We start from the raw sequence: 16,390 nt of genomic DNA, 5'->3' as shown, positions 1-16,390 counted from the left end.
ACTTGAGCAAACTCCAGAAACAACTGTAGGAGCTGCGGCACGCTGCGATCTTTGATCTTCAAAATCAAAATCAAGATCAAAGATCGCAGCGTGCCGCAACTCCTACAGGGGTGTTGCGTGATGCTTAAGCGAGTTTTTCGAACTTCAGGTCCCACACGCCATGGCCAAGACGTTCGCCGCGGCGTTCGAACTTGGTGATCGGGCGTTCGGCCGGGCGCGGCACGCACTTGCCGTCTTCGGCGAGGTTGCGGTAGCCCGGGGCGACGTTCATCACTTCCAGCATGTATTCGGCGTACGGTTCCCAGTCGGTGGCCATGTGCAGAATGCCGCCGACCTTCAATTTGCTGCGCACCAGTTCAGCGAACGAGGCCTGAACGATACGACGCTTGTGGTGACGGCTCTTGTGCCACGGGTCCGGGAAGAACAGCATCAGGCGATCGAGGCTGTTGTCGGCGATGCAGCGGTTGAGCACCTCGATCGCGTCGCAATCGTAGACCCGCAGGTTGGTCAGGCCCTGAGTCAGCACACCATTGAGCAGCGCGCCAACACCCGGACGGTGAACCTCAACACCAATGAAATCCTGCTCCGGTGCCGCCGCGGCCATTTCCAGCAGCGAGTGGCCCATGCCGAAACCGATCTCCAGCGAGCGCGGTGCCGAACGGCCGAACACTTGATCGTAATCCACCGGCGCGTCCGCCAGCGGCAGCACGTACAGCGGCGCGCCCTGATCCAGACCGCGTTGCTGGCCTTCGGTCATGCGCCCGGCGCGCATCACGAAACTCTTGATGCGGCGGTGTTGGCGCTCGTCGCCTTCTTCCGTCTGGATAGGCGTGTCGTTCGATTCAGTCATCAATGGCTCTTACTTGATCAGACCATCCAGCGGCGAAGAGGCGCTGGCATAGAGTTTTTTCGGCATACGGCCAGCGAGGTAGGCCAGACGGCCTGCAACGATGGCGTGTTTCATGGCTTCAGCCATCATCACCGGCTGCTGGGCGTGGGCGATGGCCGAGTTCATCAGCACTGCATCGCAACCCAGTTCCATGGCGATGGTCGCGTCGGACGCAGTGCCGACACCGGCATCGACCAATACGGGAATGTTGGCTTCTTCGAGGATGATCTGCAGGTTGTACGGGTTGCAGATGCCCAGACCGGAACCGATCAGACCGGCCAGCGGCATCACCGCGATGCAGCCGATTTCTGCCAGTTGCCGGGCGATGATCGGGTCATCGCTGGTGTACACCATCACGTCGAAGCCTTCCTTGACCAGCGTTTCCGCAGCCTTGAGGGTTTCGATCACGTTGGGGAACAGGGTCTTCTGGTCGGCCAGTACTTCCAGCTTCACCAGGTTGTGGCCATCGAGCAGCTCACGGGCCAGGCGGCAGGTGCGCACGGCTTCGATGGCGTCGTAGCAACCGGCGGTGTTCGGCAGGAAGGTGTAGCGCTCCGGCGACAGCACGTCGAGCAGGTTCGGCTCGCCTTCGATCTGGCCCAGGTTGGTGCGGCGCACAGCGAAAGTGACGATCTCGGCACCCGAGGTTTCGATGGCCTGGCGGGTTTCTTCCATGTCACGGTACTTGCCGGTACCGACCAGCAAACGCGACTGGTAAGTACGACCGGCCAGTACAAAAGGCTTGTCGCTACGAACGATGCTCATGGGGAATCCTCTTTAAAGGTGAGGGTCTTGCAGAATTCTGTGCCCTTGCGGACCGGGCGATCAGCCGCCGCCGATGGCGTGCACCACTTCAACGTTGTCGCCGTCATTGAGCGTGGTGCTGGCATGCTGGCTGCGCGGAACGATATCCAGATTGAGCTCAACTGCTACCCGGCGTCCGGTCAGTTCCAGACGGGTAATCAGGGCCGCAACGGTTTCACCGTCGGGCAGTTCAAGGGATTCGCCGTTCAACTGAATGCGCATGCGCTAGGCCGCCATCATTTTTAGGGGGTGGCATTCTAGCCCGATCATGACCTAAAGGTCAGCACCAAGCGTCAAGCGGTTGGTTGCAGGCGCCAGGCGGCGAGCCCCAGGCAAACCCATCCGGCCAGAAATGCCAAGCCACCGAACGGGGTGATGATGCCGAGCTTGCTGATGCCGGTCATGGTCAGCACATACAGACTGCCGGAGAACAGCAGGATGCCCACGGTGAACGACACGCCAGCCCAAGCGACCAGTCGCCCCTGAATCTGCGTAGCCAGCAGCGCCACACCGAACAGCGCCAGGGTGTGCACCAGTTGATAGGTAACGCCGGTGTGGAAAATCGCCAGATATTCAGGCGTCAGGCGGTTTTTCAGGCCATGGGCGGCGAATGCGCCCAACGCAACACCAGTGAAACCGAAAAAAGCAGCCAGCATCAAAAAGCCACGCAGCATTGGGAACTCCAGTCAGACGCGATCGGCAGGGTCTGTATAATGGCCCGCTCCACCGGTTCGGCCAAGCCATCTCTATGCTGCGTACTATTTTCCGTCGTCTCACGAAGGCCCTGCTCTGGTTCGCAGGCGGCAGCGTCTTGCTGGTGCTGGTGTTTCGCTTCGTGCCGCCGCCGGGCACGGCGTTGATGGTCGAACGCAAGATTGAATCGTGGGTCGATGGTGAGCCGATTGACCTGCAACGCAGGTGGAAGCCGTGGGACGAGATCTCCGATGACCTCAAGGTGGCGGTCATGGCCGGTGAGGATCAGAAGTTTCCCGAGCATTGGGGTTTTGACTTCAGTGCGATTCAGGCTGCCTTGGCGCACAACGAACTGGGTGGCTCGATTCGCGGCGCCAGCACCTTGAGCCAACAAGTATCGAAGAATCTGTTTCTTTGGGCCGGCCGCAGCTACCTGCGCAAAGGCCTGGAGGCATGGTTTACTGCGCTGATCGAGGTGCTCTGGCCAAAGCAACGGATTCTTGAGGTGTATTTGAACAGCGTCGAGTGGGACGACGGCGTGTTTGGTGCCGAAGCGGCGGCACGGCATCACTTTGGCGTAAGCGCCAAGTCGTTATCACGACAACAAGCGAGCTATCTGGCGGCCGTTCTGCCCAATCCGCGTGTCTGGAGTGCCAGCCATCCGACCGCTTATGTGTCGCGCAGGGCCGGGTGGATTCGGCAGCAGATGAGTCAGTTGGGTGGAGATAGCTATTTGCTGGGCCTCAACGATTCGCGCCGGGCACCTTGGTCGCAGTGATTAAAAGCAAAAGATCGCAGCTTTCGGTAGCTCCTGCAGGTGAAATGCAATCCAATGCAGGAGCTGCCGAAGGCTGCGATCTTTTGATCTTCTAAATGAAAACGCCCCGATCATCGCTGATCGGGGCGTTTTTTATTGCCGAGGCGCCGGTTACGCGGCGATCGACAACTTGAGCTTGTTCATCGCGCTCTTTTCGAGCTGACGGATCCGCTCGGCCGATACGTTGTACTTCTGCGCCAGGTCGTGCAGCGTGGCTTTCTCTTCTGCCAGCCAGCGCTGGTAGAGGATGTCGCGGCTACGTTCGTCCAGCACTTCCAGCGCTTCGTGCAGGTTGTGGTTGGAGTTGTCGCTCCAGTCGGCATCTTCCAGTTGACGGGCCGGGTCGTACCGGTGGTCTTCCAGATAGTTGGCCGGCGACTGGAAAGCGCTGTCGTCGTCGGCTTCAGCAGCCGGGTCGAAGGCCATGTCATGGCCGGTCAGGCGACTTTCCATCTCGCGCACTTCCCGCGGCTCGACGCCGAGGCTTTCCGCCACGCGGTGGACTTCCTCGTTGTTCAGCCACGCCAGACGTTTCTTCTGGCTGCGCAGGTTGAAGAACAGCTTGCGCTGGGCCTTGGTGGTCGCGACTTTCACAATGCGCCAGTTGCGCAGGATGAACTCGTGAATTTCCGCCTTGATCCAGTGCACGGCGAACGACACCAGACGCACACCCATTTCCGGGTTGAAGCGCTTCACGGCCTTCATCAGGCCGACGTTACCTTCCTGGATCAGGTCAGCCTGAGCCAGACCATAGCCGGAATAGCTACGGGCAATGTGTACGACAAAACGCAGGTGGGCGAGCACCATCTGCCGAGCCGCCCCCAAATCCTGCTCATAGTAGAGACTCTCGGCCAGTTCACGCTCCTGCTCCGGCGTCAGCAATGGAATGCTGTTGACGGTGTGCACGTAGGCTTCCAGGTTCGCACCCGGAACCAACGCATACGCAGGTTGCAAAGAATTGGTCATGCGAAAAAACCTCCCACTTACATACTCGTGCCTCTCGGCACTGCGAAAAATTGACCGGGAATTCAAGTGCAAGTTCCCAAAAAAACCGCGAGGTCAATCACGCGCAAAAAAGATTCTACTTCGGCGCCAGCTCCCTGAGATGGCGTGCGACTGCAATCCATGCACCGATATAACCCAACAGCACCGCGCCAAGCAAGAGCGACAGACCGTCGGCAACTGGCACTCCGGCCAGCGCGAAATCACTGCCGTACAAGCCGGCCAGTCCAACCACCGCATCGTTCAGCCAGTTCAGGCCGAACGCCAATACACCCCAGGACAAAAGTCCCGCACCGAAGCCATACAGCGCGCCCATATAAAGGAAGGGACGACGCACATAGCTGTCAGTGCCGCCGACGAGTTTAATCACTTCTATCTCGGTGCGGCGGTTTTCAATATGAAGACGAATGGTATTGCCTATCACCAAAAGTAATGCAGAAACCAAAAGCACCGTCAGACCGAAAACAAAACGGTCGCCAAGCTTGAGGATGGCGGCCAGACGCTCGACCCAGACTAGATCAAGTTGCGCCTGTTGTACCTTGGGCAGCTCGGAAAGTTTTTGTCTTAATGCTTCCAGAGTTGGCTTGTCGACTTCGTTCGGCGTGACCAGCACTACGCCCGGCAACGGGTTCTCCGGCAGCTCACGCAGGGCTTCGCCCAGTCCGGACTGTTGCTGAAACTCTTCCAGCGCCTGATCACGACCGACGTATTCAGCATCAGCTACGCCGGGCATGCCTTTGATCTGTTCACGCAACGACTCGCCCTGCTCCGGGCTGGCGTCGAGTTGCAGATACAACGAGATCTGCGCCGCGCGCTGCCACGAACCGCCAAGACGTTCGACGTTGTTGAGCAACAGCGAAAGCCCCATCGGCAGGCTCAGCGCCACGGCCATCACCATGCAGGTGAAGAAACTGCCGATTGGCTGCTTGCCGAGACGACGCAAACTGTCGAGCAGGCTGGCGCGATGGCTTTCGATCCACGCGCGGAACAGCGTGGCGAAGTCCGGGCCATCGTCTTCGTCGTGTTTTTTCTTCTTCGGTGGCTGCGGATCGGCGGCTTTCGGCGCCACGCGCTCGGAAACCTTGGGACTGCGTGTCGCACTCATACCCCGGCCTCCCCATCGCCGATCAGTCGGCCGCGTTGCAGGGTCAGCATGCGGTGACGCATGCGCGCGATCAGTGCCAGATCGTGACTGGCGATCAACACACTGGTGCCCAGACGGTTGATGTCTTCGAACACACCCATGATTTCCGCCGCCAGACGCGGGTCGAGGTTGCCGGTCGGTTCGTCGGCCAACAGCAAGGCCGGACGGTGAACAATGGCGCGGGCAATGCCGACACGCTGTTGCTGACCGGTGGACAGGTCGCCGGGGTACAGATCGGTTTTATCCGACAGCGCCACACGCTCCAGCGCCGAATCGACGCGCTTGGCGATTTCGGCCTTGGACAGCCCGAGAATCTGCAGCGGCAACGCGACGTTATTGAACACCGTACGATCAAACAGCAATTGGTGATTCTGGAACACCACGCCGATCTGTCGGCGCAGGAACGGGATCTGTGCGTTGCTGATGGTGCTCAGGTCTTGCCCGGCGAGCAGCAGTTTGCCGCTGGTCGGACGTTCCATCGCCAGCAACAGACGCAACAAAGTGGATTTACCGGCGCCGGAGTGGCCGGTGACAAACAAGAACTCGCCACGACGGACTCGAAAGCTCAGCTCATGCAAGCCGACGTGACCGTTCGGGTAGCGTTTACCGACCTGTTCGAAACGAATCATGAACGCTCCCGCTCGGCAAACAATGCCTGGACAAAGGGTTCGGCTTCAAAGGTACGCAAATCGTCGATGCCTTCACCGACGCCGATGTAGCGGATCGGCAGGCCAAACTGCTTGGCCAGGGCGAAAATCACCCCACCCTTGGCGGTGCCGTCGAGCTTGGTCAGCGCCAGGCCGGTCAGTTCGACGGTCTGGTTGAATTGCTTGGCCTGGTTGATGGCGTTCTGACCGGTACCGGCGTCGAGCACCAGCAATACTTCGTGCGGCGCGTCGGCGTCGAGCTTGCCGATCACCCGGCGAACCTTTTTCAGTTCTTCCATCAGGTTGTCTTTGGTGTGCAGACGACCGGCGGTGTCAGCGATCAATACGTCGATGCCACGGGCCTTGGCGGCCTGCACGGCGTCGAAGATCACCGAAGCCGAGTCAGCACCGGTGTGCTGAGCAATGACCGGAATCTTGTTGCGCTCGCCCCAGACCTGCAACTGCTCCACGGCGGCGGCGCGGAAGGTGTCACCGGCGGCCAGCATGACTTTCTTGCCTTCCAGTTGCAGCTTCTTCGCCAGTTTGCCGATGGTAGTGGTTTTGCCGGCGCCGTTGACGCCGACCACCAGAATCACGAACGGCTTGTGCTGCGAGGCGATTTTCAGCGGTTGTTCGACCGGCTTGAGCATCGCGGCCAGTTCGGCCTGCAGGGACTTGTACAGCGCGTCAGCGTCGGCCAGTTCCTTGCGCGCGACCTTCTGGGTCAGGCGCTGGATGATCTGCGTAGTGGCTTCGACGCCGACGTCGGCGGTGAGCAGACGGGTTTCGAGGTCATCGAGCAGATCGTCGTCGATGGTTTTGCGGCCGAGGAACAGACTGGCCATGCCTTCGCCGATGCTGGCGCTGGTTTTCGACAGACCTTGCTTGAGGCGGGCGAAGAAACCGGCTTTGGTTTCTTCGGTGCGCGGGGCTTCGACTGGGGCCTCAGCAACCACTTCAACCGGCACGACTGGAGCAACCGCAACAGGTGCAGGCTCGGGCTGTTGAACAACAGGGGCAACCGGGGCAGCAAACGCCGGAATAACAGGCTCAGCGACAACCGGCGCAGGCTCGACAACCGGCTCAACCACCGGCGCCGGAGCAACCTCAGGAACGTACGCAGCAGGCGCAGGAATCTCTGGCGTAATGTGCGGTGCAGCCTCTTCAACCAACGCCACCGGCTCTTCCGCCACGGGCAAGGTCAGCCAGGGCTCGGCCGCCGGAGTCAGTGGCAGTTCAGCCGCCACAGGCGCTTCAGGCTCAGGTTCTGGCTCGACCGGTTGCAACACCGGCTCGGCAATCGGCAGCACAATCGGCGCCGGTTCTTCTTCTATTACCGGAACCGGCGCCGGGGCAGGTTCAGGAATCGCGGGCGGCTGTTCGACGACGGGTTCCTGCGGTTTCTTACGCAGCCATCCGAACAGGCTTTTCTTCTCGCCAGCCGCAGCTGGGGTCTTCTTGTCGTCGTTGGAACCAAACATGGAGGACGGCTATCTCACGGTAGCGACGCGCCATAAGGGCGCCTCGGCAAATAAATATTCGATGCAGAACAGACTGTGTTTCACCCAGCTTGTTCACGCGCAACATTTTGTCGAGGCGCTACAGGCACCTCAAAGATCGTTTTAACGAAGGTCTAAACCGGTGAAAATCGGCGAAAACGCGGAGTTTAGTAGGTAAAACACTGCTTTGCGCCGCAAACCCATTCAGCCTGATCAAGTCCCAGAACCTGATAGGCGTGGTCGCCGGTAAAACGGATCAGTATCCTAGCACCCTCTCGCCCGCCGACGCTAAGACCAAGCGGGCAGCCCAACAGGTTAAAAAACGAATGAATGCTCTAGCCCGCCGCGCTGCAGGCCTGCTGCTCAGCACAGTCTGCCTGCCCCTTTCGGCCTTGGCGGCCGACCCGCAACCGACCCACGAATTCACCCTCGACAACGGTCTCAAGGTCGTTGTGCGCGAAGACCATCGCGCCCCTGTGGTGGTCTCGCAGGTCTGGTACAAGGTCGGTTCCAGCTACGAAACCCCGGGCCAGACCGGCCTGTCCCACGCGCTTGAGCACATGATGTTCAAGGGCAGCGAGAAAGTCGGCCCCGGCGAAGCGTCGCTGATCCTGCGCGATCTCGGTGCTGAAGAGAACGCCTTCACCAGCGACGACTTCACCGCTTACTACCAGGTGCTGGCCCGCGACCGTCTGGGCGTGGCCTTTGAGCTGGAAGCCGACCGCATGGCCAATCTGCGCCTGCCGGCCGACGAGTTCGCCAAGGAAATCGAAGTCATCAAGGAAGAGCGCCGCCTGCGCACCGATGACAAGCCGATGTCCAAGGCCTACGAGCGCTACAAAGCCATGGCCTACCCGGCCAGCGGCTACCACACGCCAACCATTGGCTGGATGGCCGACCTCGACCGCATGAAGGTCGAGGAGCTGCGTCACTGGTACCAATCCTGGTACGTGCCGAACAACGCCACACTCGTCGTGGTCGGCGACGTCACCCCGGACGAAGTGAAAACCCTCGCCCAACGCTATTTCGGCCCGATCGCCAAGCGCGACGTGCCACCGGCGAAAAAACCACTGGAGCTGGCCGAACCCGGCGAGCGCCAGATCACCCTGCACGTGCAGACGCAATTGCCCAGCCTGATGCTCGGTTTCAACGTGCCAAGCATTGCCACGGCCGAAGACAAACGCTCGGTCAACGCCTTGCGCCTGATCTCGGCCCTGCTCGACGGTGGCTACAGCGGTCGCATCCCGACACAACTGGAACGCGGCGAAGAGCTGGTCTCCGGCGGTTCGTCGAGCTACGACGCGTATACCCGTGGCGACAGCCTGTTCACCCTGTCGGCAACCCCCAACACCCAGAAGAAAAAGACCATCGCGCAAGCCGAGGCCGGTCTGTGGAAACTGCTGGAGCAGTTGAAAACCACCGCGCCGTCTGCCGAAGAACTGGAGCGCGTGCGTGCACAAGTGATTGCCGGCCTGGTCTTCGAACGTGATTCGATCACCAGTCAGGCCACCGCCATCGGTCAACTCGAGACCGTCGGTCTGTCGTGGAAACTGATGGACACCGAACTGGCCGATCTGGAAAGCGTGACCCCGCAAGACATCCAGAACGCCGCCAAGCTGTATTTCACCCGCGAACGTCTCAGCGTCGCCCACGTCCTGCCACTGGAGACGACTCATGAGTGAGCGCAAATCCCCACGTCTGCTGCTCGGCCTGATCGCCGTGGCGGTGATCGGCTCTGCCGCGTTCTACCTGATGCCCGGCGCTGACAGCACTGCCAGCGAAGCACTCGACAACGCCAAGTCCAGCCAAAAGCTGCAATCGCTGGCCGAGCTCGACGGCAAGGCCCCGGCCAGCCGCAAGCTCGATGTACAGACCTGGAACACCGCCGAAGGCGCCAAGGTGCTGTTCGTCGAAGCCCATGAACTGCCGATGTTCGACATGCGCCTGATCTTCGCCGCCGGCAGCAGCCAGGACGGCAATGCGTCGGGCCTGGCGGTGCTGACCAACGCAATGCTCAACGAAGGTGTCGCCGGCAAAGACGTCGGTGCCATCGCGCAGGGTTTCGAAGGTCTGGGCGCGGATTTCGGCAACGGTGCCTTCAAGGACATGGCGCTGGCTTCGTTGCGCAGTCTGAGTGCCGCCGACAAACGTGAACCGGCGCTGAAGCTGTTCGCGGAGGTGGTTGGCAAACCGACCTTCCCGGCCGACTCGTTCGCACGCATCAAGAACCAGATGCTCGCCGGTTTCGAATACCAGAAACAGAACCCCGGCAAACTCGCCAGCCTTGAGCTGATGAAGCGCCTGTACGGCGATCACCCGTACGCGCATTCGAGTGACGGTAACCCACAGAGCGTGCCGAAGATCACCCTCGCGCAGTTGCGTGAATTCCACGCCAAGGCCTACGCCGCCGGCAACGTGGTGATCGCGCTGGTCGGTGACCTGTCGCGTACGGAAGCCGAGTCGATTGCCAATCAGGTTTCCGCCGCACTGCCCAAAGGCCCGGCGCTGGCGAAGATCGCTCAGCCGCAGGAGCCGAAAGCGAGCATCAACCATATCGAGTTCCCGTCGAAGCAGACCAACCTGATGCTCGCGCAGTTGGGCATCGATCGTGACGATCCGGATTACGCCGCGCTGTCGATGGGCAACCAGATCCTCGGTGGTGGCGGTTTCGGCACGCGCCTGATGAGCGAAGTGCGCGAGAAGCGCGGCCTGACCTACGGCGTGTACTCGGCGTTCAGCCCGATGCAGGCGCGCGGCCCGTTCATGATCAACCTGCAGACCCGCGCGGAAATGAGCGAAGGCACGCTGAAACTGGTGCAGGACGTGCTCGCCGATTACCTGAAAACCGGGCCGACGCAGAAAGAACTCGATGACGCCAAGCGCGAACTGGCCGGCAGCTTCCCGCTGTCCACCGCGAGCAATGCCGATATCGTCGGCCAACTCGGCGCCATGGGCTTCTATAATCTGCCGTTGAGCTACCTGGATGACTTCATGCGTCAGTCGCAGAGCCTGAACGTCGAGCAAGTCCGCGACGCCCTCAACAAACACCTGAGCACGGACAAAATGGTCATCGTCACCGCTGGCCCGACCGTGCCGCAAAAGCCGTTACCGGCCCCATCTGATAAACCTGCCGAGCAACCGCTCGGGGTTCCGGAGCATTAATGGCAACTCGTTCCCCTAAAAAACCTGCGCACAACGTCCACAACGGTGTGAACCAGTTGCGCATCATTGGCGGCCAATGGCGCAGCCGCAAGCTGAGCTTCCCTGATGCGCCGGGCCTGCGCCCGACGCCGGACCGTGTGCGTGAAACCCTGTTCAACTGGCTGGCGCCGTACGTTGAAGGGGCCAAGGTGCTCGACCCGTTCGCCGGCAGTGGCGCGCTGTTTCTCGAAGCGCTGTCCCGCGGCGCGGCCATGGGTCAGGCGCTGGATGCCAGCAACATTGCCGTCTCCAGCCTGAAAGAACACCTCGGCACCCTGCGCTGCACCAACGGTCAGGTGCAGACCGCCGACGCCCTGCGTTATCTGGAAACCCAGACCGCAACACCGTTCGACCTGGTGTTCCTCGATCCGCCGTTCAACCAGAACCTGCTGCCTGCCGTCTGCACCTTGCTCGAAGAGCGTCAGTGGCTGGCGCCGGACTCGTGGATCTACACTGAAAGCGAAACCGCGCCATCGACGCTGGGCCTGCCGGGCAACTGGCGCCTGCATCGCGAACAGAAATCCGGCCGGGTTTATTACGCGCTGTGGCAACGTACGGCAGAGATCGCCGGTTAACCGACCGGCCTGAATATGCGGCGCCCCTTCCAACAAGGTCGCCGCTCTGCATCGAGAACCATCGTGTCCGCTTCTTCAGAACGCTTCCTCCCCGCCTTCGGCCTCGGCAATCCGCACCTGCAAACCTTGTGGGGGCCGCTGTGGCGCAAAACCGTGCATATCGAACGTGAACGTGAACGCCTGTGGCTTGAGGATGGCGACTTTCTCGATCTCGACTGGCACGGCCCGCACACCGCCGATGCGCCATTGGTGCTGGTACTGCATGGGTTAACCGGTTCCTCCAATTCACCCTACGTGGCGGGCATCCAGAAGGCGTTGGCCGATCAAGGCTGGGCCAGCGTTGCGCTGAACTGGCGCGGCTGCTCGGGCGAGCCGAATCTGCTGCCGCGCAGTTATCACTCCGGCGCCAGCGAAGACCTCGCCGAAACCATCAGACACCTGCGTGCCAAACGACCGCTGGCACCTTTGTATGCCGTCGGCTACTCCTTGGGCGGTAACGTGCTGCTCAAGCATCTCGGGGAAAGCGGTGGCGCCAGCGGTGTGCTCGGCGCGGTGGCGGTGTCGGTGCCGTTTCGCCTGGACCAATGCGCCGACCGCATCGGCCAGGGCTTTTCCAAGGTCTATCAGGCGCACTTCATGCGCGAGATGGTCGCCTACATCAAGAACAAGCAACGCCAGTTTCAGCATGACGGTCGCGAAGACGGACTCGCCGCGCTGGCAGCCCTTGGCTCGCTGGAAAACATGCGTACCTTCTGGGATTTCGATGGTCGGGTGACCGCGCCGTTGCACGGTTTCAATGATGCCGAGGATTACTATCGTCGCGCGTCGAGCCGCTATTTCCTCGGAGAGATCCGTACGCCGACCCTGATCATTCAGGCGGCGGACGATCCGTTCGTGTTCCCGCACAGCTTGCCGCAGTCCAGTGAGCTGTCGGCGTCGACCGTGTTCGAACTGCAGGCACGCGGCGGGCATGTCGGCTTTGTCGACGGTTCGATTCGTCAGCCTGGTTATTACCTGGAACGTCGCATCCCGCAGTGGCTGGCGCGCGTGCCCGCATGAGCGATCAGGGCGAGTCGATCCGCTTCTGGCAAACAGCGCCGCTGGCCGGGGTCGAGTTGCTCTCGGCACGCTACATCGAGCATCGTTTCGCCCCGCATGTGCACGACGGCTTCGTGATCGGCATGATCATGGCCGGCGCCCAGCGTTATCGCTATCGCGGCGCCGAACATCTGGCCGGCAGCGGCACGCTGGTATTGATCAATCCCGACGAATTGCACACCGGGCACAAGGGCACCGAGGATGGCTGGCTGTACCGGGCGTTCTATCCCGATACCGCGCAAATCGTTTCGCTGCTGGATGAGCTGGAACTGTCCACCACCAACCTGCCGGCATTCGGCGCCACGCTGTATCGCGACCCGGATCTGGTCAACGGCTTTGCCCATTTGCACCGTTTGCTCGAAAGCCCGGCCACCGCGCTGCAACAGCAAACGCTGTGGCGCGAGATGATGTTGCGGCTGTTGCAACGCCATGCGGCTGTGCCGGCCCCCGGACGAGCCGGCAAGGAACACCGCGCGGTGCTGTTGGGCAAAGAACTGCTGCACGCGCAACTGGCGGCGCCGCCATCGCTGGAAGAACTGGCGGCGGCGGTCAATCTGTCGCCGTTCCATTTCGCCCGAGTGTTTCGCCGCGCCACCGGCATGCCGCCGCACACCTGGCTGATGCAGCAGCGCATCGCCCAGGCTCGTGCACTTCTGCAGCACGGCTGCTTGCCGGTTGAAGTCGCCACGCAACTGGGCTTTGCCGATCAGAGCCATTTGAGCCGGCAGTTCAAACAGGCTTATGGCGTCGGGCCCGCCGCGTACCGTAGCGCCCGGATGGAAAGCTAAAAGATCGCAGCCTTCGGCAGCTCCTACAGGGAAATGCATTCCAATGTAGGAGCTGCCGAAGGCCGCGATCTTTTGATCTTATTCGCCGGTGGCGATACCGCGCGAAGGCTGGTTGATCCACTCGCTCCACGATCCGGCATACAACGACGCCAACGGATAACCCGCCAGACACAATGCAAACAGGTTATGACACGCCGTCACGCCAGACCCGCAATAGGCAACCAGATCCGCTGGCGAACGCTCGCCGAGCTTGGCGGCAAAACGCTGTTTGAGCTGATCGGCGGGCAGAAAGCGCCCATCGCTGCCGAGGTTGTCGGTGAACGCTGCGCACTGCGCACCGGGAATATGCCCGGCCACCGGATCAATCGGTTCGACCTCACCTTTGAAACGCGGCAAGGCCCGGGCATCGATCAACGTCAGCGCCGGTTGACCGAGCCGCTGTTGCAGTTGCTCGGCGCTCAGCAGCAGGCTCATGTCCGGCTGACCACTGAAATTACCGCGACTGATCGTCGGCGCATCCAGGCTCAGCGGCAATCCGGCCGCATGCCACGCCTTGAGTCCGCCATCGAGAATGAACACGCCGTCACGCTTGCCCAGCCATGCCAGCAACCACCACGCCCGCGCGGCGTAGGCACCGGGGCCGTCGTCATACAGAACCACATCGCTGTCGTTGTTGATGCCCCACGCCTGCAGCCGCTCGATCAACGCCGCTGGCTCGGGCAACGGATGACGACCGGTCACGCCTTTGACCACGGCGCCGCTGAGGTCACGCTCAAGATCGGCGAAACTCGCCACGGCAATGTGCCCTTCGGCATAGCTGCGCTGACCGTAGTCCGGGTCTTCGAGGGCAAAACGACAATCGAGAATCACCAGCCCCGGCTGCGCCTTGCGGGCATCCAGTGCTTCGGGGCTGATCAGTTGCGCAATCGGCATAACGGGCTCCTGGGGGATTTCAACAGAACGGTTTATTTCACGTCTTCGAGGGCTTGGGCCAGCGGCACGTAGAATTCTTCGAATAACGCATTGACCTCGTCACGCGCCTGCTCGGTGACAAACCCGGCTTCCAGCACCAGCACCTGATACACGCCACGTTTAATGGCTTGTTCACTGAGGTGGTTGGAGTTCTCGCGGGTGGTGCACAGGAAGCGCACCCAGGACGTCAGAATGATCCACGCATTGAGGGTCAGGGACTCGATCTGCACGCGATCCATATCCAGGATCCCGGCGGCAACAAAACCTTCGTAGATCGCCGCGCCCTGAATCACGCATCGCTGGGAAAAGCGCCGATAGCGGGCGGCGAGTTCCGGATCGCTGTCGAGCAGATGCTCGAGATCACGGTGCAGAAAGCGGTAGCGCCACATCGCCGAGAGCAATTCCTTGAGATAGAAACGCTTGTCCTCGACCGTCGCCGCGCGCCCCTGCGGCGGGCGCAGAAAGCTGTCCACGAGGCTTTCGTACTCACTGAACAACACGGCGATAATCGCCTGCTTGTTGGGGAAGTGGTAGTACAGGTTGCCCGGAGAAATCTCCATGTGGGCGGCGATGTGATTGGTGCTGATGCTGCGCTCGCCCTGCTGATTGAACAGTTCAAGACTGTTCAGCACGATACGCTCGCTGGTTTTTATTCGTGGGGCCATGGCTTGAGCTTTAATTCAGAGTGCGTTGGGGGGCATCTTACGACCTAACCGGAAATGGATAAAACGATGTTGAGCAGGGAAGTCATTTGACTTTCTAGAGCATAGACTCTAAAAAGTTCGTCACTACAATAAATCCGGAGCAGACCATGACTGCCGACGTTGCTTACCTGCAAACGCTGCAACAACCGCTGGCCGAACTGGACCGGTTGTTCCAGGCGCAACGGGCTGCGTATGCCGCCAATCCGATGCCGCCCGCCGCTCAGCGCCAGCAGTGGCTCAAGGCACTGAGTGATTTGCTCAGCAACGAGCGCCAGGCCTTGATCGAGGCAATCAGCTCCGATTTCAGCCATCGCAGCGCCGACGAAACCCTGCTCGCCGAACTGATGCCGAGCCTGCACGGCATTCATTACGCCAGCCGCCATCTCAAGGGCTGGATGAAAGCCTCGCGGCGCAAGGTCGGCATGGCGTTCCAGCCAGCCTCGGCGAAGGTGGTGTATCAGCCACTGGGCGTGGTTGGCGTCATCGTGCCGTGGAACTACCCGTTATACCTGGCCGTCGGCCCGCTGGTCGGCGCCTTGGCGGCGGGCAACCGGGTGATGCTCAAGCTCAGCGAATCAACCCCTGCCACCGGACTGTTGCTCAAGGAATTACTGGCGCGGATCTTCCCCGAAGACCTCGTCTGCGTGGTGCTCGGTGAAGCCGACATCGGCGTGGCATTCTCGCGCTTGCGCTTCGATCACTTGCTGTTTACCGGCGCCACCAGCATCGGCAAACACGTGATGCGCGCCGCCGCCGAAAACCTGACCCCGGTCACCCTGGAACTGGGCGGCAAGTCGCCGGCCATCGTCTCCCGCGATGTGCCGCTCAAGGATGCTGCCGAGCGCATCGCCTTCGGCAAAACCCTCAACGCCGGTCAGACCTGCGTTGCCCCGGATTACGTGCTGGTGCCGGAGGATCGGGTCGGCGCTTTCGTCGAAGCCTATCGCCAGGCGGTGCAGGGTTTTTACCCGACACTCACCGACAATCCCGACTACACGGCGATCATCAACGAACGCCAACTGGCACGGCTCAACGGCTATGTCAGTGATGCCACCAGCAAGGGCGCGCTGTTGATTCCGCTGTTCGAGCAGGGTCAGGGCCGACGCATGCCGCACAGTGTGCTGCTGAATGTCAGCGATGAGATGACGGTGATGCAGGACGAAATCTTCGGCCCGCTGCTGCCGATCGTGCCGTATCAGGATCTGGAGCAGGCATTTGCTTACATCAATCAGCGGCCACGTCCTCTGGCTCTTTACTACTTTGGCTACGACAAACGCGAACAGAACCGGGTGCTGCACGAAACCCATTCCGGCGGCGTGTGCCTCAACGACACATTGCTGCACGTGGCTCAGGACGATATGCCGTTCGGCGGCATTGGTGCTTCCGGCATGGGCCACTACCACGGTCACGAAGGCTTCCTGACCTTCAGCAAAGCCAAAGGCGTGCTCATTAAACAGCGCTTCAACGCGGCCAGGCTGATTTATCCGCCCTACGGCAAATCGATTCAGAAACTGATCCAGAAGCTGTTCATTCGCTAAACACTTGTCACCGCCGGGT

Annotated in this window: 17 protein-coding genes; 7 read left to right on the top strand and 10 right to left on the bottom strand. The window is 60.9% G+C overall.

What is annotated here, in order from left to right:
* Nucleotides 1–124 precede the first annotated feature (124 nt).
* The 4 genes from trmB to QZR14_RS14725 form a co-directional block, all read right to left on the bottom strand.
* Nucleotides 125–850, bottom strand: a complete 726-nt coding sequence (gene trmB / locus QZR14_RS14740) for a tRNA (guanosine(46)-N7)-methyltransferase TrmB (RefSeq protein WP_007913622.1) — start codon at nt 848–850, stop codon at nt 125–127.
* A 9-nt stretch (nt 851–859) separates the two neighbouring features.
* On the bottom strand, nt 860–1,654 hold the full coding sequence (locus QZR14_RS14735; protein ID WP_250605807.1) for a thiazole synthase: 795 nt from the start codon (nt 1,652–1,654) through the stop codon (nt 860–862).
* Nucleotides 1,655–1,714: 60 nt separating this feature from the next.
* Entirely contained in the window at nt 1,715–1,915 is a 201-nt protein-coding gene (gene thiS, locus QZR14_RS14730; RefSeq protein WP_123454333.1) for a sulfur carrier protein ThiS, read from the bottom strand.
* A gap of 71 nt (nt 1,916–1,986) precedes the next feature.
* Complete coding sequence (locus QZR14_RS14725; RefSeq protein ID WP_077574908.1) at nt 1,987–2,367, bottom strand: DUF423 domain-containing protein; 381 nt, start codon at nt 2,365–2,367, stop codon at nt 1,987–1,989.
* A gap of 74 nt (nt 2,368–2,441) precedes the next feature.
* Here QZR14_RS14725 and mtgA point away from each other — a divergent pair, with 74 nt between their 5' ends.
* A complete protein-coding gene (gene mtgA / locus QZR14_RS14720) occupies nt 2,442–3,164 on the top strand; it encodes a monofunctional biosynthetic peptidoglycan transglycosylase (RefSeq protein WP_250605805.1) in 723 nt (240 codons plus the stop codon).
* Between the two features lie 150 nt (nt 3,165–3,314).
* Here the strand turns inward: mtgA and rpoH are convergent, their stop codons facing one another.
* From rpoH to ftsY, 4 genes are all read right to left on the bottom strand, one after another.
* Nucleotides 3,315–4,169, bottom strand: a complete 855-nt coding sequence (gene rpoH, locus QZR14_RS14715) for an RNA polymerase sigma factor RpoH (protein WP_003229146.1) — start codon at nt 4,167–4,169, stop codon at nt 3,315–3,317.
* A gap of 115 nt (nt 4,170–4,284) precedes the next feature.
* Nucleotides 4,285–5,310 (bottom strand): permease-like cell division protein FtsX, encoded by a 1,026-nt coding sequence (gene ftsX, locus QZR14_RS14710; RefSeq protein ID WP_099757424.1) that lies wholly within the window; start codon nt 5,308–5,310, stop codon nt 4,285–4,287.
* On the bottom strand, nt 5,307–5,978 hold the full coding sequence (gene ftsE / locus QZR14_RS14705; protein WP_003229148.1) for a cell division ATP-binding protein FtsE: 672 nt from the start codon (nt 5,976–5,978) through the stop codon (nt 5,307–5,309). Before ftsE ends, ftsX begins: the two co-directional genes overlap by 4 nt.
* On the bottom strand, nt 5,975–7,477 hold the full coding sequence (gene ftsY / locus QZR14_RS14700) for a signal recognition particle-docking protein FtsY (protein WP_311996955.1): 1,503 nt from the start codon (nt 7,475–7,477) through the stop codon (nt 5,975–5,977). The genes ftsE and ftsY overlap by 4 nt, the downstream gene beginning before the upstream one ends.
* A gap of 344 nt (nt 7,478–7,821) precedes the next feature.
* Here ftsY and QZR14_RS14695 point away from each other — a divergent pair, with 344 nt between their 5' ends.
* From QZR14_RS14695 to QZR14_RS14675, 5 genes are all read left to right on the top strand, one after another.
* The gene (locus QZR14_RS14695; protein ID WP_007913612.1) at nt 7,822–9,177 is read left to right on the top strand and encodes a M16 family metallopeptidase; all 1,356 of its coding nucleotides are present in this window, start codon (nt 7,822–7,824) and stop codon (nt 9,175–9,177) included.
* Complete coding sequence (locus QZR14_RS14690; protein WP_311996954.1) at nt 9,170–10,657, top strand: M16 family metallopeptidase; 1,488 nt, start codon at nt 9,170–9,172, stop codon at nt 10,655–10,657. The genes QZR14_RS14695 and QZR14_RS14690 overlap by 8 nt, the downstream gene beginning before the upstream one ends.
* Nucleotides 10,657–11,271 carry a 16S rRNA (guanine(966)-N(2))-methyltransferase RsmD gene (rsmD, locus tag QZR14_RS14685; RefSeq protein WP_250605802.1) on the top strand — a complete coding sequence of 205 codons (615 nt, stop codon included), beginning with the start codon at nt 10,657–10,659 and terminating at the stop codon, nt 11,269–11,271. Before QZR14_RS14690 ends, rsmD begins: the two co-directional genes overlap by 1 nt.
* Nucleotides 11,272–11,334: 63 nt before the next feature.
* Complete coding sequence (locus QZR14_RS14680; RefSeq protein ID WP_311996953.1) at nt 11,335–12,330, top strand: hydrolase; 996 nt, start codon at nt 11,335–11,337, stop codon at nt 12,328–12,330.
* On the top strand, nt 12,327–13,157 hold the full coding sequence (locus QZR14_RS14675; RefSeq protein WP_250605800.1) for an AraC family transcriptional regulator: 831 nt from the start codon (nt 12,327–12,329) through the stop codon (nt 13,155–13,157). The genes QZR14_RS14680 and QZR14_RS14675 overlap by 4 nt, the downstream gene beginning before the upstream one ends.
* Before the next feature lie 78 nt (nt 13,158–13,235).
* Here QZR14_RS14675 and QZR14_RS14670 read toward each other — a convergent pair whose 3' ends face one another.
* Nucleotides 13,236–14,090: a sulfurtransferase gene (locus QZR14_RS14670; protein WP_311996952.1), complete on the bottom strand. Its 855-nt coding sequence runs from the start codon at nt 14,088–14,090 to the stop codon at nt 13,236–13,238.
* Nucleotides 14,091–14,122: 32 nt separating this feature from the next.
* Nucleotides 14,123–14,794, bottom strand: coding sequence for a TetR/AcrR family transcriptional regulator (locus tag QZR14_RS14665; protein WP_007913599.1), 672 nt, complete (start codon nt 14,792–14,794; stop codon nt 14,123–14,125).
* Between the two features lie 146 nt (nt 14,795–14,940).
* On the opposite strand from QZR14_RS14665, the gene QZR14_RS14660 reads away from it, so the two are divergent.
* The gene (locus tag QZR14_RS14660; protein ID WP_250605798.1) at nt 14,941–16,371 is read left to right on the top strand and encodes a coniferyl aldehyde dehydrogenase; all 1,431 of its coding nucleotides are present in this window, start codon (nt 14,941–14,943) and stop codon (nt 16,369–16,371) included.
* Nucleotides 16,372–16,390 lie beyond the last annotated feature (19 nt).

It is taken from the genome of Pseudomonas sp. rhizo66 (genome assembly GCF_031931925.1).
In the GTDB taxonomy this organism is placed as follows: Bacteria; Pseudomonadota; Gammaproteobacteria; order Pseudomonadales; family Pseudomonadaceae; genus Aquipseudomonas.
Note: the sequence above shows the minus strand (reverse complement) of the source record. Positions and strands in the feature narration are given on the sequence as shown.